The sequence below is a fragment of the Marinoscillum sp. genome, from assembly GCF_965229915.1.
Taxonomy (GTDB): Bacteria; Bacteroidota; Bacteroidia; order Cytophagales; family Cyclobacteriaceae; genus Marinoscillum.
The window spans coordinates 2,021,016-2,041,254 of the sequence record NZ_CBDDJZ010000001.1; the positions used below are offsets into that span (position 1 = coordinate 2,021,016).

Sequence of the window (20,239 nt, forward strand, 5' to 3'; positions counted from 1 at the left end):
TCAGCAATTCCCAAAGTTTGAGTTTGAATGAAACGGAGTTTCTATCTTTGCGACCATGTTGAAAAATGATCTGATATTAAAAGCAGCGAGAGGCGAAAAAGTAGACAGAACTCCCGTATGGTTAATGCGTCAAGCGGGCCGTATTCTTCCTGAATATCGGGCAGTTCGGGCCAAACTGAGTGGATTTAAAGAACTCGTAGAAACGCCAGAATTGGCTGCCGAAGTGACGGTACAGCCAGTAGATCTCTTAGGGGTCGATGCTGCCATCATTTTTTCAGATATACTGGTCATCCCTGAGGCTATGGGACTGACCTACGAAATGGTGGAGAAAAAAGGACCCCATTTTCCTAATACGATAAGCACGCACAAGGATCTGGACCAACTCAAAATAGCTCATCCTGAAGATCTCCAGTACACCATTGACGCTATCAGTATCACTAAGAAAGAGCTGAACGGAAGAGTACCGATTATCGGTTTTGCCGGGGCTCCATGGACCATATTCTCCTACATGGTAGAGGGCGGAGGCTCCAAAACCTTCTCCAAAGCACGCAAAATGCTTTACAACGATCCCGAGCTTTCAGATAAGCTCCTGAAGATGATTACAGAAAGCACTATCTCGTACCTCAAGGCACAAATAGCAGCTGGGGCGAACATGGTGCAAATTTTTGATTCTTGGGCAGGTGTACTGCCTCCCGGGCATTACAATCAATTCTCACTTAAATACATTCAGCAAATTGCCTCTGCCATTTCGGAGGTGCCGGTAACTGTCTTTGCAAAAGGAGCTTACTTCGCGCTGAAAGAAATGAATGATGTGAGCTGCCGTACGGTTGGCCTAGACTGGAACATGGATGTGGAAGAAGCCAAAAAACTACTACCTAATAAAACGCTACAAGGAAATCTTGACCCATGTGCGCTTTATGGTTCATTTGACCAGATAGAGCAAGAGGCTCACCGTATGCTAGACCGCTTCAAAGGCCACTCTCATATCGCTAACCTGGGCCATGGCGTCTATCCAGACACGGACCCAGAAAAAGTCAAGTGCTTCATTGAGGCTGTAAAAAGCTACTGATCAATGGATATTCTTTAGAAGTTTGCGCTTTAGCTCCTCAGGGTCGAATGGCTTGGTGAGGTAATCATTCATACCGGCCATCAATACCTTTTCTTTCACCTGAAGCAAGGCTGATGCAGTGAGCGCTATGATAGGGGTGGTAATGCCTGCAGTTCGAATTTCTCTTGAAGCTTCGTACCCGTCCATTACAGGCATCTGGAGATCCATCAAGATAACGTCATACACATTTTCCCGGGCCATAGACAGGCCTTCAGCACCGTTTTCTGCCACCTCCATGCTCATTTGCCAGTGACTCAAAAACTTCCCTGCCACCATCACATTGGTAGGATTGTCCTCCACAAGAAGAACTTTTTTGTTTTTGAGGGACTTAATGTCTTTTTGTGAAGGTTGATGATTGGCGCTGGCCTGCTTTATTTTGCCAGTTTTATACCACTGGGTAAAACTGAAAACTGAGCCTTCTCCTTCCACACTTCTCAAGTCAATTCTAGAACCTTGAAGCTCCAGGAGCTTTTTGATGATAGCCAACCCTAAACCGGTACCTCCAAACTCACGTGTAGTAGAGCTGCTCGCCTGCATAAACCGCTCAAAAATGATCTTTTCCTTATCCTTTGGAATACCAATACCCGTGTCCTCCACTTCAAACAAAACCTTAACCTTACCAAGATCCTGATCCACTTTTGTTGCTTTCACGGTAACCGTTCCTTGTCTAGTGAACTTGATCGCATTGTCAATGAGGTTGTTGAGTACCTGACTCAACCTGGTGCGATCCACATAAACCGCTTCATCCAGATTAGCATCCACTTCCAGAAACAGATTCAGCCCCTTCTCCACAGCCTTTGGCTGATAAGCTAGCTGGATCCCATGAAGAAGATCCGGAAGTTCGGTGGCCTGCTCTTCAAAAGATACCGTACCTGATTCTAGTTTGTTATAATCGAGAATATCATTGATCAACGCCGTAAGGTGCTGAGCAGAATACCTCAAAGAAGTCAAATTTTGGATTTGATGGTCCCCAGGTTTATCCTGGAGTAAATAATGAGACATTCCTACTACAGCATTGAGCGGTGTACGGATCTCATGGGAGATAGTACTCAGAAAATCTGATTTAGCCTGGGCAGCCTTCAGGGCGTCATCTTTCGCATTTTTCAGAAAGTAGGCAAATCGGTAAGACAGTATGAGCGATTGTGAAAAGAAGAACAAAATGTATCCCCAAAAAGAAGCCGCCATCCATTCATCTAACCAACCGAAGTAGACCAAAATGTTATAAGCAAATACCACAAAAACGATGGCCGTGCTAAAAAGTGCAAATCCTGATCCCGGTCGTTTGTGAATTTTGGCCCGGACATAAATGACGAGTGTCAACAGGATGTAAGCCAACAATATGACAAAAAATGGCTCCACCAGTAACGTGTAAATGGTCGGTGGCGTAATCAGGGTGATGGCAATAAAGAGTAAACTGAGTCCTCCTATAAAGTCCCAGATAATCTTCCTTGCCTCTGTCGGGTAAAGATTATGTACAAAGCGCCCAAACAGGAATACAGACAAAAACAAGGTGATGTATTCCAAACGGGTGGTCACGCTCCATGGTAAATCCACCAGCGAATGAAGGGTGTAATATCCGAATCCGGCAATCCGATAACTGTAGACAATACAGAACAATGAAAAGAACAAAATAGACTTATCATGTCTTCCGAAAAAATATAGTCCCAGGAAGAACAAGCCACCCATGATTAAGCTGCCCGTAAGTAACAGGTCATAAGCTACCAGCTCCAGCTCCTTGTCAGCCATAGACTGCCGCTCACCAATCTCCAATCCTTCTAGTGCTCCACCTTTGCTATGTGTAAAATTAGCAACCTGAATGACTAACTGATTGGTATCCTGAACTGATGTAATGGGAACAAATACGGGCTTCCAACATGGCATATAATCTTCTTGCCTATCGGCTACCACTCCATTTTTGGCAATTACCTGACCATTGAAATATATGGTAAAGGCAGTGTACATATCTTCTACGTGCATGGTGTATTGGATACTCGTATCCAATAGGACAGTGGTTACATAGGTAGCGTATCCCGTGGCTTCAAGAGTGTCGCCATCCATTACCTGGCCATTCCAAAGAGCAGGGAATTGAAAGAGCTGTTCTGTTGAGGAAATAGCATCCGGTGACAGTAGCTGTTTCCAATAGAAGTAATAGTCACCATCCAGTGAATAAGTCTTCTGTACATCAAATTCTCTGAGGTCGATCTGACCCTTTTCCACCTGCGCAATCCCATCAATTGAGAATACAGAGAAGATCAGATAAATGAGAAATGATTTCTTTTTCATAGAATCACCAGCACGGTGCTGTATAGTGACGCGGCAAATCCATTGAGGGATTACTGCAGATTTGATAATTGCAATATTAATGCAATCTTCTGCATTTTAAAGTGATTTATATCAGTAGATGAGGATGACCAGAGCGCTCAGGCAAAGGTCAATTAAAGGAAAGAAGTTCATTTGCCTCCTTCATCAGCTTGGACAAAGGAATGGGAACCACTCCAGAATATTCGCATACAATGCCTCCCGCTAAATTGGAAAGATCAGTAACCTGGCCAGGCGTTAATCCTATCGCAAGCGCCAAACTGGCTACGGCTATGACTGTATCTCCAGCTCCTGACACATCAGCCACTTCTCTCACTTTAGTCCCAGCTCTATAATAATCAGCAGTAGATTTCATAATCATCCCTTTTGATCCAAGCGTGAGTAACAAGTATCTGGGCTGCAGTAAATCAAACACCTGATCAATCATCACATTCAGTGCTTCTGTCCTTGTCGAAGCAATAGATTTCTCCAGCTCTTTCAAATTGGGTTTGAAAAGGTCCACTCCTTTGTAATCATGGAAGTTCCTGAACTTGGGGTCAACACACACTGGAATTCTTGTGTAATGCGCCGATGAGGTAATGCGGTGAATGAGTTCTGGAGTCAGTAGGCCTTTGTCATAATCCTCTATAATCACTACATCTACCACGCTCCATAGTGATTGAATCTGGTCCAAAAACCTGCTGGTGGTTTCTGATGAGATGGGATCTGTACACTCCTGATCAAGTCTCATCAAGTGCTTGGTACCGGATAAAACACGTTTCTTTTGGGTGGTAGGTCGGTCGGTAAGTGTAAGCAAATAGTCCGATGGCAGGTGATTACTCGCCATCAGCTCTCTGAACAAAGCACCATTCGTGTCGTCACCAACAATTGATGCCAGGATTGGCTCAGCTCCCAGCGCTTGTAGGTTCAGAGCTACATTGGCCGCTCCTCCGAGTCGGTGCTCTTCACTATGCACCTCTACAACTGGCACAGGAGCCTCAGGCGAAATGCGATTGACCGCCCCATAAACATAGGTATCAATCATCGAGTCACCGATGACCAATACCTTCAGATTTTTAAAAGCATCAAAGACTTCTCGGATAGAGCCGAAAGTCATTAGGATAGTTTAGCCAATGATTCCTTCATAGCAGCGATGGCCGTTTTCAGCTCCTCCACCGATGCAGCATAAGACAGACGGATGCAACCTGGATCTCCAAATGCCTCACCTGTCACTACGGATACTCGAGCATCTTCCAATAAAAACATGCTCAAATCTGTGGCATTCTCTATTTTCTGACCATTCACACTTTTACCAAAGTAGCTGCTCACATTCGGGAAGAAGTAGAATGCACCACCTGGCATATTCACTTTCAAGCCGGGAATTTCGCTCAATAATCCATGCACCAATTCACGACGCTTTTCATATTGCTTTACCATTTCGTACGATGGCTCATAGCTAGATGTCAGGGCCGTTAATGCTGCTCTCTGAGCGATGCTACAGTTAGCTGAGGTAATCTGTCCCTGTATTTTATTTGCTGCTTTGGCCAACCACAGTGGAGCACCAATGTACCCAACTCTCCAGCCAGTCATGGCAAAACCCTTAGCAAAGCCATTGACGGTCACCGTACGATCCTGCATACCAGGCATAGTACCGATGCTTACATGTTTGTCGCCATAGTTGATTAGCTCGTAGATCTCATCAGAGATGACGGTTATATTCGGATAGTCTTTCAGTACCTCAGCAATTTCTTTGAGCTCTTGCTCAGAAAATACCGAACCCGTTGGGTTACATGGAGAAGAGAAGATTAACGCTTTGGTTTTGTCTGTAATTGCTTCTTTCAACTGAGCGGCTGTAGCTTTGAAGTCATTTTCCAATGAGCCATTCACAAATACGCATTTTCCTTCTGCTAGCTCCACCAAAGCAGAATAACTTACCCAGAAAGGTGAGAACACAATCACTTCGTCACCCGGATCAAGTAATGCGAGAAACACATTGGCTATGGACTGCTTAGCCCCATTGGATACCACAATCTGATCTGCAGAATACTCCAGACCATTCTCCTTCTTGAACTTATCACTGATAGCTTGTCTAAGGTCCAAATAGCCGTTTACCGGAGGATAGGCAAAGTATTTACCTTCATCAATTGCAGCCTTGGCTCCCTCTTGAATATGCTTAGGTGTCTTAAAATCTGGCTCACCCAGACTTAGACTTATCACATCAATTCCCTGCTGCTTCAGCTCCCGCGCTTTTGCTGCCATGGCCAAAGTTGCTGACTCGGCCATACTTTTGATTCGCTCCGATCTTAAATCCATTATATTTATTTTTTGAGTGGCAAAATTAATGCAATAGCAAAGACATGCAAACAAGAAAAAGTATCGTTTTTATATTTATTGTAGGGCTTTTTTTAAAATATTTCAACAGTGAAGCTCAAGAAAGCCAAATGAAGTTTGGCGCATACCTGGATACCTACTATGCCTACGACTTTAGCCAACCTAATGGAAATTCTCGACCTTACGTGACACAGTATGCTCGCCACAATGAATTTACCATTAATCATGCATGGCTGAGAGGAAGTTACTCCTCTGAAAAACTGCGAGCCAACCTAGCCTTACAAACTGGTACCTATCCGCAATACAACTACGCTGCTGAACCGCTTTATGGTCAGCTGATCTATGAGGCTTTCGCAGGATACCGTATTACTGAAAAAGGCTGGATCGATGCTGGAATTTTTGGAGGACATTTTGGTTATGAAAGTGCCTTGGCAATAGACCGTGAGTTGCTCTCTCCAGCGCTGGCCACAGAATATACTCCCTATTATCAAACAGGAGTTCGCTACACCCAGGATCTTTCTGAAAAAACGCAACTCAGAGTGGTGATAGTGAATGGCTGGCAAAACATCAGAGAAACCAATAACGCCAAATCGATAGGAATGGCAATCGACCATCAGTTCTCTGAGCAGTTCTTTTTCAGTTATGGAAACTACTATGGCTTTGAGCCTAATGAGAGTGGAAGCGATGTGGCTCGATTCCATAATAATCTTGTTGCGCGGTTTACTCCGAGCGATCAGCTGGCAATCACAGGTATTTTCGATTGGACATTGCAGACAAAGTCAGTTTCTGTCACAGGAGAAAGTCCAAACGATTGGGCTACATTTTACACGTTGATAGGCGGTTATCAACTTTCTGATGTATGGAGCATCAGCGGGAGATATGAGTACGTGACTGATAACAATGAGCTGCTAATCAATGGAGCTGGAAATGGATTTGGCCAATCAATTATCAGTACTGCGCTGGATTTTCGTCCGGCAGAGAATGTTTCATTCAAAATAGAGCCTAAGTTTTACGCCGGTCCAAGTGATTATTTGGTAGGAACAACTTCTGCTTTCGTGATGCAAGGGGGATTGGCTTTTAGATTGGAGTGATGAATAAAGCAAAAGCAATAAAATCATGGCGTGAAGGCGGAAATAATTATGTCTTAAGAGGGAATTCAGAATTTAAGTGGGTTGGCTATCAAGATTCCGTAATCCAAACTCTTAAAGAAAATTTTGGATCAGGTTTTAACATTGTTATTTGGTCGAGCGACCAAATAGAAAATGATTACTACTGTATCCCTTTTGAGGAAGTATCTTTCTTATTCAAAGAGGAGCTAAAGACGTCAGGAAAGTATCCGAATCGATGGACAAGTACAATCGTAAACCATAGGTTTATGATGAAAAGTAATAATGCACACTCTGTTGATATCACGAAATATTACGGGATAGATATTCTATCGGCGGACAATATTCAAGTAGAAGAGGACTATTTCATTGAGAATGCCAAATCAGAAATAGCCATCAGAATAGGACAGTCTAAATTCAGAAATGGAGTGCTTAAAAATTATTCCTACAAATGTGCGTTAACGGGCATTAGAGAAAAAGACCTGTTGATTGCAAGTCATATTATTCCTTGGTCCCATCGAAAAGATTATAGAGGAGACATTTCAAATGGTATATGTCTATGCACCGAGGTTGACAGTTTATTTGATAAGGGATATATTTCATTTGATGAAAATCACGTGACACTTGTTCACCAGTCTTCAAAAATATCTCATGAATTAAACGAGAGGTTAAGAGTATTTGAAGGGAAAAGACTAAGGAAACCAAGAAAAGACATCAACCTCAAATACTTAGAATATCATCGTAGAGAAATATTCAAAGGATAAAAAAAACCCTGACAAATTTTCTTCATCAGGGCTCTCTTTAAATCTATAAACTAAAACTTAGTTTGCGACAAACTCTTTTAGTCTTCTGTTTTTACCAGGCTCTCTCAGTTTCTGAAGTGCTTTCTCTCTGATTTGTCTTACGCGCTCACGAGTAAGCCCCATTGCATCACCGATTTCTTCCAGTGTGTATGGGTTGTCATGACCGATACCGAAGCTCATCATGATCACTTCTCTTTCTCTAGCTGTAAGCGTGGAAAGTGCTCTAAGTGTCTCTACTTTCAGTGAATCATTGAATACCAACTCACCATCAGTAGGGCCAGTGGTTTCGTTTTCCAACACGTCCAGCAATGAACCAGACTCATCTTCACCAAATGGTGCGTCCATAGACATCTGCTTTACTTCAGCTCCGAGTGTGTTTCTTACTTCACTTGGCTTCATGTCCAGAATGTCAGCAAGCTCCTCTTCTGTTGGCTCACGCTCAAACTGCTGCTCCAACTCTGCATATGCTCTTCTGATCTGGTTGATGGCACCAGATTTGTTCATTGGTAGTCGAACAATTCTAGACTGCTCAGCCAAAGCCTGCATGATGGACTGACGGATCCACCATACCGCATAAGAGATGAATTTGAAACCTTTCGTTTCATCAAATTTCTTTGCTGCTTTGATCAGGCCAAGGTTCCCCTCGTTGATCAGGTCATTCAATGGTAAGCTTCTGTTTTGATATTGTTTCGCTACAGATACCACGAATCTCAAGTTAGCCTTTACCAATTTCTCCAAAGCCAATTCGTCTCCTTCACGGATACGCTTGGCTAATGTTACCTCCTCATCAGGGGTAATCATCGGGACGTTACTCACCTCGGTAAAATACTTCTCGAGCGTGTGGCTTTCACGTCTATTGGTAATGGATTGTGTAATCTTGAGTTGCCGCATATGCTAAACTATTTCTTTTAATTAATTCCTACGATACAAAATTCTTGATCAGATTCAAGTTGGAATGTTGTTGTTTTTCCTCGCAGAGAACCGCGAAGTTACGACTAAATCTATTATGAGTCAATCACCTAATATATTAAATTCCAACTAAATAGAAACCCGAATCAGATTAAATAGGTTTCACTAGCCCTAATAATTTTAGTGATTTACATATTAAACGACCAGTAAATATCGATAGACGGGAGAATTATTCGTATCGAAGGGAATTAGCTGGATCTTTTTTAATAACTATTCGTGCCACTATTGAGAGTACACTTACAATCACAAAAAATACCGATGCAACTACAAGGGTTAGATTAAACATATCTGGAGTGATACTATAGGCAAACTGATACAACCAGTTATTCATGACCCCCCATACGATAGGCACCACCAGTATCAAAGCCACTCCTACCTGAGGCATAATGATCCTGGCCAGGATATTCAAGATGTCCAGATATCGGGCACCCAAAACTCTTCTAATTCCAAATTCCTTTACCCGAGCATTGACTGAGTAGATCATTAGGCCAACCACACCAGCTAGTGCTATCACCACAGCAAAGAGCGAACTGATCTTTATCATCCGATTCGTTTTAAGCTCCGATTTGTATTCGCGCATTTTCATGTCATCGAGCATCTCCCAGGTCATCACCCCATTTTCGTCAAACTCATTATGAATGCGCTCTACGTAGGCAATCGTCTCTGGCTGATTCTCTGAGTTTAGCCGAATGACAATATCATCCAACCCTTCAAATGGATTTTTATAATGTCCCATCACTACCGGGCCGATGGTGTCGTGCATAGAGCTGTAATGAAAGTCTTCAACCACACCGACCACTCGGGTCCTGAACGCTAAGTCATCCTCTTGAAGCGTAATCCATTCGCCAACAATTTCATTGCCACCATAATAAGCTGCAGCAGATTCATTCAAAATCACCGACAGGCTATCTTGTCCGGAACCAGTAAAATCGGCACCCGCCAGAAGATGAAGCCCTAGTGTATTCACCCCATCTTTATCCATTCCATAAAACCGCACAGCTATTTGCTGCTCTGGATCATTGAGTCCTTGAGCGTAAATGGAGGCAGCGCTGCGATAGCCGCTGATCATCCGTGTTAGACCTGTTACGTTAGAGATCTCAGGTCTCTTTAGTAGCTCTGTCTTGATGGTTTCATAGTTGTTTCGAATTCCACTTCCGTTGATCTCCACAATCATCAAATCATCGCTATCAAATCCCAAATCCTTTTCAGTGATGAAATTCAACTGTTGGTTGAGAATGTTCAGAACCAATAAAACTCCAAAAGCCATCATCATCTGAAATACGATCAACGTTTTCCGCAAGGTGATAGCTCCAGGGTTTGGAGTCAGTCCCTTTACGGCCTGAATAACCCGAAACCGGCTCATAACCAAAGCTGGATAAAACCCCGAAAGAAGTGTAACCGCCAAAATGATGAACACAGCAAGTGGCACTAGCAAGGGAAGGTGACCCCAAGTGAACTGAAGTTTTACTTCAAATAGCTCATTGACCAGTGGCAAGAGAAAAGGAAGCACTCCAAGAGCTAATGCAAATGCACAAATCACGATCAATAGTGATTCGACTTTAAACTGTACTGATAATTGGGATCTCTGAGCTCCCATGACTTTTCTAACCCCTACTTCCTTACCTCTGTGTATAGACCGGGCAGTGGTAAGGTTCACATAATTAGCACAGGCCATCACCAGAATCAAAGCAGCCACAATTGAGAAAATCAACAGTTGTTGCTTATTGCCTTTGACGTAGTTGTTCACACGGCCATCTATCCCCACCGAGCCAAAATGAAGCCGCTCAAGCGATAGTAAGTAATGAGGGTTGATCGCCTGTTCATCCAGATGCTTTCGCAAGATCTGTTTAGCCTGACGGGGAAATAGTGCCGCTTGACTTTGATCCTCCAGAACCACAAACGTGGTGGTAGCGGACCCCTCCCAAGACTGAAAGAACGATGGAAAACGAGGAGCAACCATCGTGAAAAAGACCTCATAATCCTGAGTGATGATGTAGTCAAACTGCATGGTAGAGTTGGCAGGAACTGGTTCCATTATGCCTCTCACAGTAAACAAGCCATAGCGCTCAATCGATAGTACCTTACCAATAGGATCTTCCTCTCCAAAGTATTTGGACGCCAGGTTTTCGTCTAGCACAATGGATCTTTTGAGAGCAAGAGGATTCTTTGTATCGCCAGCACTTAGTTTAAAGTCAAAAACCTGAAAGAACTCCTTGCCAGCAACTATCCCTTCTTCCTCGAAGTAGCGCTCCCCATTCACCTCAAACCAAGTGGATGCAGCCCCATGTATTGTCACAGCCGTCTCCACAAATGAAACCTCTTCACGCAAGGCCTTTGATAAATTGAATGAAGTGAATATTTCTGGATCCGGCCCGTCAGGATTTTCGAATAGCTGAATCACTTCATAAGTCCGGTCACTTTTTTCATGAAATTTATCAAACGAAAGCTCGTGGATTAGGTAAAGTGTCATTATGGAAAACACCACCAGGCCTAATGATAGTCCCAATATACTGATGAAGGAAAACTGTCGGTCAACAAGTAATCTTCGATAGCCAGTCTTCACATAGTTGCGATACAATACCCAATTAATGGCACCCAGAGGCTCAAGGTTAACCCACCTAAATGACCTTATCACGTCCCACCAAAACAGTCTTCTGGCTTTGGCAGGATTCGATGTGTACCGCTGGTCAAACAGCTGAATCAGATCTCCTTCGATTTCTTCCAGAAAATCCGGCTTGCAGAACCATCTCAAAAATCGATGTGCGTATTTTGGTGGCCTTATCTTCATCATTCGTACCTCAGAGACTTTACAGGATTGGTTTTAGCCAAACGCAATACCCTGGAAATAACCGTGATAAAGGACACGCAGATTACTGCTACAAACGCAACCAGGAATAGCCAAATAGACAAATCGATTCGGTAAGCAAAATCAGACAGCCAGCTATTCAAAAAGTAATAAGCCACCGGAGCAGCTATACACAGTGCTATCAGCAAAAGCAGCACATAGTCTTTGAGCACTACTCTCAATATATTGGGAATAGAGGCTCCCAACACTTTCCTGATACCCACTTCCTTTGTCTTCCGCTCCACGGTGAAGTTAACCAGACCAAACAACCCGAAAACTGATACCAGAATGGAAATAATGGTGGCTACCAAAATGAGATAACTCCTGCTCTGATCAGCCTGATAGTAGCGTTCCCAGCGTTCATCCAAAAAATTGATTTCTGCTGGAGTCTGTGGATCATACATTTTCTGAACCTTTTCAATATGGTCCAACACATCCGCAGTATTGCTCATGTAATGGATAGTGAAGTAGTCAATGCTCATCAGAGGATTATTCCAGCTAGTAATGATCATAGGAGACATCTCCTGCCTCAGTGACTCGAAATGAAAGTCTTTCACTACTCCGATTACCTGCATTTTGTAAGTAGTATCGGCCTGCACCCAGATGTTTTGACCAATGGCGTTTTCCAAACCCATTGACTTCACGGCCGTTTGGTTCAGGATCACTTTCAAGGTGTCTGAGTTGGGGTTGCCAGAGAAGTTGGCTCCTGCTATCAGCTCCATACTATAAGTATCCAGCCAGTTTTTATCCGCTGCAAAATGTTTAGAAGAAATGGGTGTAGCACCCTTTTCCTGGAAGATCTCCAGTGACGGTAAAAACTTCCACTCTCCCGGCACACGCGAAGATGCCGATGCGTTGATCACATTGGAGTTCTTTTTCAGCTCATCCACAATACTTCTAAAATTGCTTCGTGCTGCTCCACTATTGATATCCAGCGTTAGTAAATGTTCGTTTTTAAAACCCAGGTCCTTGGACTGCACGTAGTTTAGCTGACGGTATAGTACCATTGAGCCAATGATCAAGCACATGGAAACTCCGTATTGAATCACTACAAAGCATTTTCTGAGCAATTCGCCCTTACCGGCGAATACGTTCTTTTTCAGAACAAGTGATCGATTGAGCTTCGAATAATAAAGTGCCGGTATCAAAGATGAAAGCAGCCAGATCAGCACAAACACCACCAGATGATAGGTCAGTAGCTGGGCAGTGAAAAATGCTGCCAAAGGAATCTGCTTTTGGGATAGATCTAAAAACGACTGATGGAATACCACCAGCAAGACCAATGAGAGCACATAGGCTATCATCAAAGTAAGAAATGTCTCTGTGAATAACTGAAACCTCAACTGACCAATGGTCGCGCCATTGATTTTGCGAATGCCTGCCTCGAGCGTTCGCTTGAGTGCCTGCACCGATGACAGATTGATGTAATTCAAGGAAGCAATCACTATCACCAGAATCCCGATCAGCAGAATGATGGATACAAACTCCTTGTTGGCATACTGGATCTGGGTTAATGGTTCCATCCCCATTTGTGTCAGATGTGATGACCCCAGATGCATTTCACCAATTGGCTGAAAGTAGAACTGATGTCCAGGTCGCAGCTCTTCTGGATAATACTTTGCCATGAACCCTTCACGTTTATCCATGACGGTAGCTGGTGTGGTGTTTTCCTTAAACAAGGCCCAGGTAGTCATACCTCGGGAGTCCCATATTTCAAACCACTTGTCGTATCCCATTGGAAACTGATCAAAGTGCGAGATGTAAACGGTATTGAACTGATACGTGGAGCTAACAGGCATGTCCTCATAAACCGCTATTACTTCCACTCCATCCATTTTACCCGGCAGGTCTACCAGCTTCCCAATAGGATCTTCCTCCCCGAAGAGTTTTTGAGCGCAAGTTTGATTCAAAGCCACTGCTAGCACACCTCCGAACTCCTTGTGCGGATCACCCATCGTTACATTGAAATCCAGAATATTGAACAAGCGATCATCTGCAAACACATAATTCCTATCTTGAAATTCATTCTGCTCATAGCGCAATCCACCAGAACCCATATAGATCATGCGGGAGGTCTCTTCTATTTCTGGATATTCCTCCTTCAGAGCTGCCGCCAGGGGATTTGCCGTAAGGCTATAATGCTGCACATCTCCATCAGCCACTCCTTCCTCCAAAACCCGATAAATCCGATCAGATTTAGTATGATAGGTATCGATGTGTTGTTCATCATATACATACATCAGTATGAAAAAGAGGACAGCAAATCCCAGAGCCAGACCTAGCGTGTTGACCAGGTAATGGGTTGGTTCTTTTCGGAATCTCCGGAAATAGATTTTGGTGTAGTTTCGAATCGAGTTCATGGTCCAGTTATTGAGTTTAATTGATCTGAGATTGATTGGCCTGAAGGATTTAATCACGTCCCACCAGAACATTTGTCGGGCACGCTTTGGCGATTGCTCACAGCGCAGCTCAAAGAGCTCCACCACATCTCCCTCAATCTCCTCGAGAAATGCTTCATGGCAGTACCAGCGCAAAAAGCGCAGTGCATATTTAGGTGGTGTAGGTTTCATTTAGTTAAATGAAATATTTGGAATCTCCTGATAAATGCTGGTCCTGACCTGATAATGAGCATCCAGAGCTTTCTTGCCAACAGCAGTGATCACATAAAACTTCTTACGCCGACCACCGCGATCATTCGTAATACCTCCAAAACGGGATGTCACAAACCCCTTCTTCTCCAATCGCTTCAAGGCTACGTGGATAGCACTAATATTGACTTTCTTACCGAGTTTGGATTCCAGGTTTTCTAAAATGGTCACACCATAAGCTTCGTCGTGCAAGGCGGCCACCATGAGCAAGACCAGTTCTTCAAATTCCCCAAGTGATTGTTCCTTCATCTTATCAATTGATTTACTTAACAAACGTGAATATAATATATTAGTTTCATAATTGTTAAGTAAATAGAGGATACTATTCGGTCAACATCAATTACCTATTGGCGTATCTTTGCAGGAAAGGTCTTAACTCGATGAAAAAACTTCTACTTCTTTTTCTGATATTGCTTGTCACCAGCTCATGTAAGGACAATGAGCCAACCAATGAACCCACTGCTGAAGAGTCCATCAATGCTGACACCTTGGCCATCTACTTTATCAACGATCAGCACGGGCAGCTGGATAACTTCGCCAAAATCAAACACATAGTAGACAGTGAGCGAGCCAACAACCAACATGTGCTGTTAGTGTGTGCCGGAGACATGTTTTCGGGCAACCCGATTGTCGATCAATACGAACAGAAGGGTCTTCCGATGATCGATGTGATGAATAAGGCTGGCTTTGATGTATCAGTGCTTGGCAATCATGAGTTTGACTATGGTCCTGAAAATTTAAAGAATCGCATGAATCAAGCTGAGTTTGCCTGGGTATGTGCCAATGTGGACATGCAAGAAAGTGGCGTACCACAGCCTCCTGCATTTGTTACCATGGATGTCGGCGACCTGAAAGTTACCTTCCTGGGGCTCGTAGAAACCTTTGGAAAACCCGGCGCTGTAATCCCAGCTACTCACCCGTGGAGAGTAGAGAAAATGAAATTCACGAGACATACCGAAGTACTGGATAATTTTAGAAATCTAAAAAGCGAAGAAGAAGCGGATTTACTAATTGCTTTGACCCATCTGGGCACGTCCATCGATACGGAGCTCGCTGAAAACTATCCCATTTTTGATGCCATTATTGGCGGTCACTCCCATCAATATGTGGACATGGATGTAGATGGCATTCCGATAGTCCAGGCCTCCTCTTACCTACAGTGGCTGGGCAGACTACAGTTCATCATTTCGGATGACAAAGTGATCTCTGAGTCAGTTTCCTTTACCAATCTGGATGACTATGGTCAAGTGGACGCCGCACTCAAATCAACCATAGATAGCTACAACAATACACCACAGTTTGATGAAGTAGTTGGTTATTCAAACAGCTATCTGGACCGCACGGAATTGGGTTGTTTTTACACTACTGCGCTGAAGGAATATATGGACGTGGATGCCTCGTTTCAAAATAGTGGGGGAATCCGATCCGAAATTGATCAGGGAGATATCACGGCCCTGGAAATCTACAATATGGATCCTTTCAATAATGGTAGTGTGGTATTCACTTTGACAGCCCTTGAGGTAAAGCAGTTCTTTATGCAAACAGGTGCAGGACTGCACGTATCCGGTCTGGAGTTTGAGAGAAATGGACAGGATCTTACAGTCTATGACGAGGCAGGCAATGCCTATGCCGATGATGACCTGGTTACCATTGGCATCAATGATTACATCCCAGCGGTACATGATACCTACTTCCCATTAGAAAAAGCAGAAATCAAAAACTACACCACTGCAGAAGCAATCATTGGGTATTTGCAAACAATCAACTCTACAGTGGATGAAGAAGGATGTAACCAGTATTTCAGCTACTGAATTTCTCTTCTGGCATTCGAATATTCTTCGTAATTTCATCCATCACCTTGCTTCCTGATCCCATGGATGAGATTTACGGCTTCAGTAAAATCGAGTACCTCGTCACTTTTCACTCGATCATTTTCGGCTACATAGCTTCCGTTTTTCTGGATGGGTGGGGCTATCTGCTCCGTCGCAGGAAACTCGTAAAAATGGATCGCTACCTACTCACATTTACCTATGTGATATTCATCCTGATGCTGATCCACTGGTGGCACCTGTACGATCGTGCTGAAAGCATCGGTCAGAATCTTGGAAATTTCCTTACCGTTTTGCCTTATTCATTACTGTTTTACTTTGTTGGTACCATTTCCTTCGCCAGGATAGACTCGTCAGATTACAAGAAACTATCCAACGTCTACTTTGATAACCGATTAAAACTATATGGTTGCTTGCTGTTATTCATTAGTTATGATTTTGCAGTGACTATCCACTTGGAAAATCATCTATTTCAGGTATTAGGACTGCTTCTATGCGCTGGCGCACTTGCTACTCCAGATAGGCGCGTCCATCAGCTGCTACTCACACTGAGTATGATCAGCGTGGTGGTGATCATTTTCAGAAATTTGCTAAACCCAAACCATCATTTTATATACGATGCTAGCAAGTACTCCAAAGTGGAGCACCTCACCATATTTATCTCTATGATCTATGGCTATGTGATTACGGTATTCTTTGTAGGGTGGTCCAAAATGCTCAAAACCCGAAAAAATGATCTTTCACTAACACAGTTTCTTTGGTCGGTATTTGCCTTCTTCTTCCTGATCGATATCTGGTGGGGTTCCTGGTCCCGAAACTCTCATGTGGCTAGTAGCATGCTTCACTTTCTGCTATCCGTAGGAACTCCGCTGCTGATTTTTGTCATTTGCATTCTACTGTTCCCAGGTAAAGAGGAAAGAAGAGATTACCTCAGTCACTTTCTTGAAAATAAATCCAAGATTTTCAGTGCATTTGCTTTGTTGTTTTTGACACAGATCATCCTTTCTTTTTTCTTTCTGGAGGATGACCAGTCGGAAAACTACATGCGACTGGTGGGGATAGTGCTTGCATTGATCAGCGCTCGGATCATCAACGTGACTTATCACCGTATCCTTGTGTCTGTCGCTTTCCTTTTGTTGTGCTGGAACTTGTACAGACAATTTGTGATCCACTAACCAACTAGCTCATTCAGACTCAACCGTGAAGCGGGATTAACTATAGCCGCCTTGATCGTCTCGATGCTGATGGTAGCCAGAGCAATGATTAACCCAATGGCTCCAGCCAGAGCAAACAAGTACCAGGAAAGATCTACCCGATTAGCCACGTCACCCAAAAAAGCGTCCATCATCAACCATCCTAATGGCATCCCAAAAATCATAGCAATCACCACCAATTTGATGAAGTCAAATGAAAGCAGGGTAAAAATACTTGTGACACTAGCTCCCAAAACTTTGCGTATACTCACTTCTTTGCTACGCTGCTCCACCACATAGGCCGACAATGCAAGCAGACCCAAACAAGCAATCACAATAGAGAGGAAGGCAAAAATGAGAAAAATAGATTTCGCACGGATCAAACTATCATACATCCGCTGATAGCTCTGATCAAGAAAGGTATAGCGAAATGGTTGGTTAGGCCTTAGGCTATCCCACAGACTACCAACAGCCGCCATGCTTTGCATCATATCATCTCCAGACACCTTGATAGACAGTACGGACTTGCCTCTACCATAAACCATGGCCAATGGCTCTACAGTGGCAAAAACCGACCGAAAATGAAAGTCCTTGACCACCCCTATGATCCGGTATTTCTCATCAAACATATCGATGACTTGCTGACCTACAGCCTCCTGTAATCCAAGTTCACCTCGCATGGTTTCATTGATGATGATGCTCTGCTCATCACTACGAGCACCAGTGAAATTAACTCCCTCCACCAGTGTCATTCCGTAGGTATCGAGGTAATCTTCATCCACGGTCCACCTTGCAGCTTCAAACCCATCGGTCATTTTCCGTTGGGTGGATAGCCAGTAGTTGCGATTGTGTATCGCACTACCTGCCACTGGCAGAAAGTCTCCAATAGTCGCACTAGTCACTGTAGGAATACTCAGCATTTCTGCCTTCATCAGCGCTTTTTTGGCCGAATCAAGTGTATTGAGGCCATGAATAGTTACCACCTGATCCTTTTCATAGCCTAGTGATTTATTCATGATCAGCTGAAATTGCTGGTGGGTAACAATAGCGGCAATCAGCAAGACGATAGTGACTGCAAACTGAAAAACTACCAGACCACTACGCATGATCGAAGCTCCTCTACCGAAAGTAATCTTTCCCCGCAGTATCTGCGCAGGTTGGAATCTGGTCAGGTACAAAGCAGGATATAGCCCCGAAACCAAACCAATCACCAAAGACACCAAAAGCAGCGATGGGATAAACCACCAGGACAACCAGGGGATTTGCAGTGATTTACCTGATATCTGGTTGAATACCGGCATGAATAGAAAGGTGAACATGGTAGCAAACACGATTGCCAAAACGCTGTAAACGATGGACTCTGAGAGGTACTGCCAGATCAATGCGGACCGATGTGATCCCATCACTTTTCTCAAACCAACTTCTTTGGCTTTGCCCACAGACTTAGCCGTGGAGATGTTTATAAAATTGATACTGGCAAGTAGTAAAATCACCACAGCAATTGCCGCAAATATCCAAACCAACTCCCGAGAGCCATGTTCTAAATCATCAGAGACAGCAGCGGTATTGAGGTAAATGTCCGAAACAGGCTGCAAGTAATACGAGTGATGGGCTCTCATCTCTTCTAATCCAGGCGCACCGACTGTTTTGAGTTGATCTATGACATAACTATCACGAATGCTCAGTAGCTTGTTTTCCACTACCTGTTTATCTACACTTTCCTGGATTTTGGTATAAAAGACATAGTTGGTACAGCACCACCCGCTCGTCCCAGGGCCATTTTTTCGACCAGTTAGCGTCATGATGAAATCTGCCTGCATGTGCGAGTTGGTAGGAAAATCCTCCATCACACCACCAATCGTGTAAATGGTATTTGGATCATCATTTAGAATCAAGTCACGACCAATCGGGTCCACCAGACCAAAATGCTTCTGAGCAACTGATTCGGAAATCACAATTGAATTAGGTGCAGTAAGAGCAAACTCCTGGGAACCGTACACCATAGGTATCTCCAATATGGAGAGTAACTCTGGGTCCGAATAGATGAACCCTTTTTCATCCAGATTATTCACATCATCTGGAGTTCTCACCAGATTAGCACCGGCATTTCCCCAGCTCCAAAATACTACTCGGGAGACTAGCTCCACTTCTGGTATGTTGTCTTCAATCACCTCTTTCAGTGGGCCTTGCAGATTGGTCCAACGTCCACTTTCACCCCCTTCTGTCCATTGATTGGTCATCCGAAAAACCTGAGACTGATCTACATACTCGGCATCATAGCTAAGTTCGTGCCCAATGAAAAGCGCAATCATCAAACAGGACGCTATTCCCATTGCAAACCCTCCAATTTTAATAGCAGAAAGAGATTTATTACGAAGAATGGATCGCCAGGATACTTTTAAATAATGAGTGAGCATAGGTACTTGTATTGAGTTTTTGGATTTTTTCATGGCAAATGGGCGCAAGTAATTGATCACCTGATACCAGTAATTGAGCTTTGCTCTCCATGCGCTTTGTTTCTCCAGCTCCAGAAGGAACTTTTCGTCCAGATCACCGAGAACCTCCTCTGCCAGCTCGTCTTTAAGGAAATATGCTAGAAGACGCTGAGCCCACTCTGGTGGAGTCTTATGGTCTGAATCTGTCATACCGGACCGATAAATTTAAGTTTGTCTACAGCAAGACCTGGATACTGATTCCAAAGATTGACCTTAAAATCTCTCGATGTTTGCAACGCATTTTTACCCGCGTTGGTAATGCTGTAAATACGTTTTCTCCTTCCTCCGCGCTCAGCTGTAGGGGCACTCATCTCCGAGGTGAGAAATCCCTTGTCCTTTAGCCGGTCCAAAGTGGAATGTACGGACCCAATCGAGGTGGATCGTCCAGACTGTGTCTGGAATTCTTCCGCTATTTTAAAAGCATAGGCCTCCTCATCTAATATACCCACTAACAGCAGCAGGACCTCTTCGAATTCTCCAAGTCGTGTCTCTTTCATTTTTCTTTACTTACTAGATTGTAGAACAAATATACGATGTGCTTTTCAATTTGTTCTACTATTTAGTAAGTAATCACTTATAAGTGTCTTAAAATCGTTTAAATAAGTTTTTCGAGT

At 43.6% G+C, this 20,239-nt stretch carries 14 protein-coding genes; 5 read left to right on the forward strand and 9 right to left on the reverse strand.

Annotated features, from left to right (window positions below):
* The first annotated feature begins 55 nt into the window (after positions 1–55).
* Positions 56–1,069 carry a uroporphyrinogen decarboxylase gene (hemE, locus tag ACO067_RS08820; RefSeq protein WP_421873130.1) on the forward strand — a complete coding sequence of 338 codons (1,014 nt, stop codon included), beginning with the start codon at positions 56–58 and terminating at the stop codon, positions 1,067–1,069.
* Here hemE and ACO067_RS08825 read toward each other — a convergent pair whose 3' ends face one another.
* The 3 genes from ACO067_RS08825 to ACO067_RS08835 form a co-directional block, all read right to left on the reverse strand.
* A complete protein-coding gene (locus ACO067_RS08825) occupies positions 1,070–3,391 on the reverse strand; it encodes a response regulator (RefSeq protein ID WP_421873133.1) in 2,322 nt (773 codons plus the stop codon).
* Positions 3,392–3,539: 148 nt separating this feature from the next.
* Positions 3,540–4,523 carry a bifunctional heptose 7-phosphate kinase/heptose 1-phosphate adenyltransferase gene (locus tag ACO067_RS08830; protein WP_421873135.1) on the reverse strand — a complete coding sequence of 328 codons (984 nt, stop codon included), beginning with the start codon at positions 4,521–4,523 and terminating at the stop codon, positions 3,540–3,542.
* Positions 4,523–5,722 (reverse strand): pyridoxal phosphate-dependent aminotransferase, encoded by a 1,200-nt coding sequence (locus ACO067_RS08835; protein WP_421878290.1) that lies wholly within the window; start codon positions 5,720–5,722, stop codon positions 4,523–4,525. Before ACO067_RS08835 ends, ACO067_RS08830 begins: the two co-directional genes overlap by 1 nt.
* 125 nt (positions 5,723–5,847) lie before the next feature.
* Here ACO067_RS08835 and ACO067_RS08840 point away from each other — a divergent pair, with 125 nt between their 5' ends.
* Together ACO067_RS08840 and ACO067_RS08845 are read left to right on the forward strand one after the other, a co-directional pair.
* Positions 5,848–6,828, forward strand: coding sequence for an outer membrane beta-barrel protein (locus tag ACO067_RS08840; protein WP_421873137.1), 981 nt, complete (start codon positions 5,848–5,850; stop codon positions 6,826–6,828).
* Entirely contained in the window at positions 6,828–7,607 is a 780-nt protein-coding gene (locus tag ACO067_RS08845; protein ID WP_421873139.1) for an HNH endonuclease, read from the forward strand. Before ACO067_RS08840 ends, ACO067_RS08845 begins: the two co-directional genes overlap by 1 nt.
* Before the next feature lie 57 nt (positions 7,608–7,664).
* On the opposite strand, the gene ACO067_RS08850 is transcribed toward ACO067_RS08845, so the two are convergent.
* From ACO067_RS08850 to ACO067_RS08865, 4 genes are all read right to left on the reverse strand, one after another.
* Positions 7,665–8,537, reverse strand: a complete 873-nt coding sequence (locus ACO067_RS08850; RefSeq protein ID WP_115867797.1) for a sigma-70 family RNA polymerase sigma factor — start codon at positions 8,535–8,537, stop codon at positions 7,665–7,667.
* Positions 8,538–8,784: 247 nt separating this feature from the next.
* The gene (locus tag ACO067_RS08855; RefSeq protein ID WP_421873141.1) at positions 8,785–11,406 is read right to left on the reverse strand and encodes an ABC transporter permease; all 2,622 of its coding nucleotides are present in this window, start codon (positions 11,404–11,406) and stop codon (positions 8,785–8,787) included.
* The gene (locus ACO067_RS08860) at positions 11,403–14,030 is read right to left on the reverse strand and encodes an FtsX-like permease family protein (protein WP_421873143.1); all 2,628 of its coding nucleotides are present in this window, start codon (positions 14,028–14,030) and stop codon (positions 11,403–11,405) included. Before ACO067_RS08860 ends, ACO067_RS08855 begins: the two co-directional genes overlap by 4 nt.
* The gene (locus ACO067_RS08865; protein WP_421873146.1) at positions 14,031–14,357 is read right to left on the reverse strand and encodes a PadR family transcriptional regulator; all 327 of its coding nucleotides are present in this window, start codon (positions 14,355–14,357) and stop codon (positions 14,031–14,033) included.
* A gap of 131 nt (positions 14,358–14,488) precedes the next feature.
* Here ACO067_RS08865 and ACO067_RS08870 point away from each other — a divergent pair, with 131 nt between their 5' ends.
* Both ACO067_RS08870 and ACO067_RS08875 read left to right on the forward strand, forming a co-directional pair.
* Positions 14,489–15,919 carry a bifunctional metallophosphatase/5'-nucleotidase gene (locus ACO067_RS08870; protein WP_421873148.1) on the forward strand — a complete coding sequence of 477 codons (1,431 nt, stop codon included), beginning with the start codon at positions 14,489–14,491 and terminating at the stop codon, positions 15,917–15,919.
* 62 nt (positions 15,920–15,981) lie between these two features.
* Positions 15,982–17,112: a hypothetical protein gene (locus ACO067_RS08875; RefSeq protein WP_421873149.1), complete on the forward strand. Its 1,131-nt coding sequence runs from the start codon at positions 15,982–15,984 to the stop codon at positions 17,110–17,112.
* Here the strand turns inward: ACO067_RS08875 and ACO067_RS08880 are convergent.
* Together ACO067_RS08880 and ACO067_RS08885 are read right to left on the reverse strand one after the other, a co-directional pair.
* Positions 17,109–19,775: an ABC transporter permease gene (locus tag ACO067_RS08880; RefSeq protein ID WP_421873151.1), complete on the reverse strand. Its 2,667-nt coding sequence runs from the start codon at positions 19,773–19,775 to the stop codon at positions 17,109–17,111. The genes ACO067_RS08875 and ACO067_RS08880 overlap by 4 nt on opposite strands.
* The gene (locus ACO067_RS08885; protein ID WP_421873153.1) at positions 19,772–20,122 is read right to left on the reverse strand and encodes a PadR family transcriptional regulator; all 351 of its coding nucleotides are present in this window, start codon (positions 20,120–20,122) and stop codon (positions 19,772–19,774) included. The genes ACO067_RS08880 and ACO067_RS08885 overlap by 4 nt, the downstream gene beginning before the upstream one ends.
* Positions 20,123–20,239: the final 117 nt, after the last annotated feature.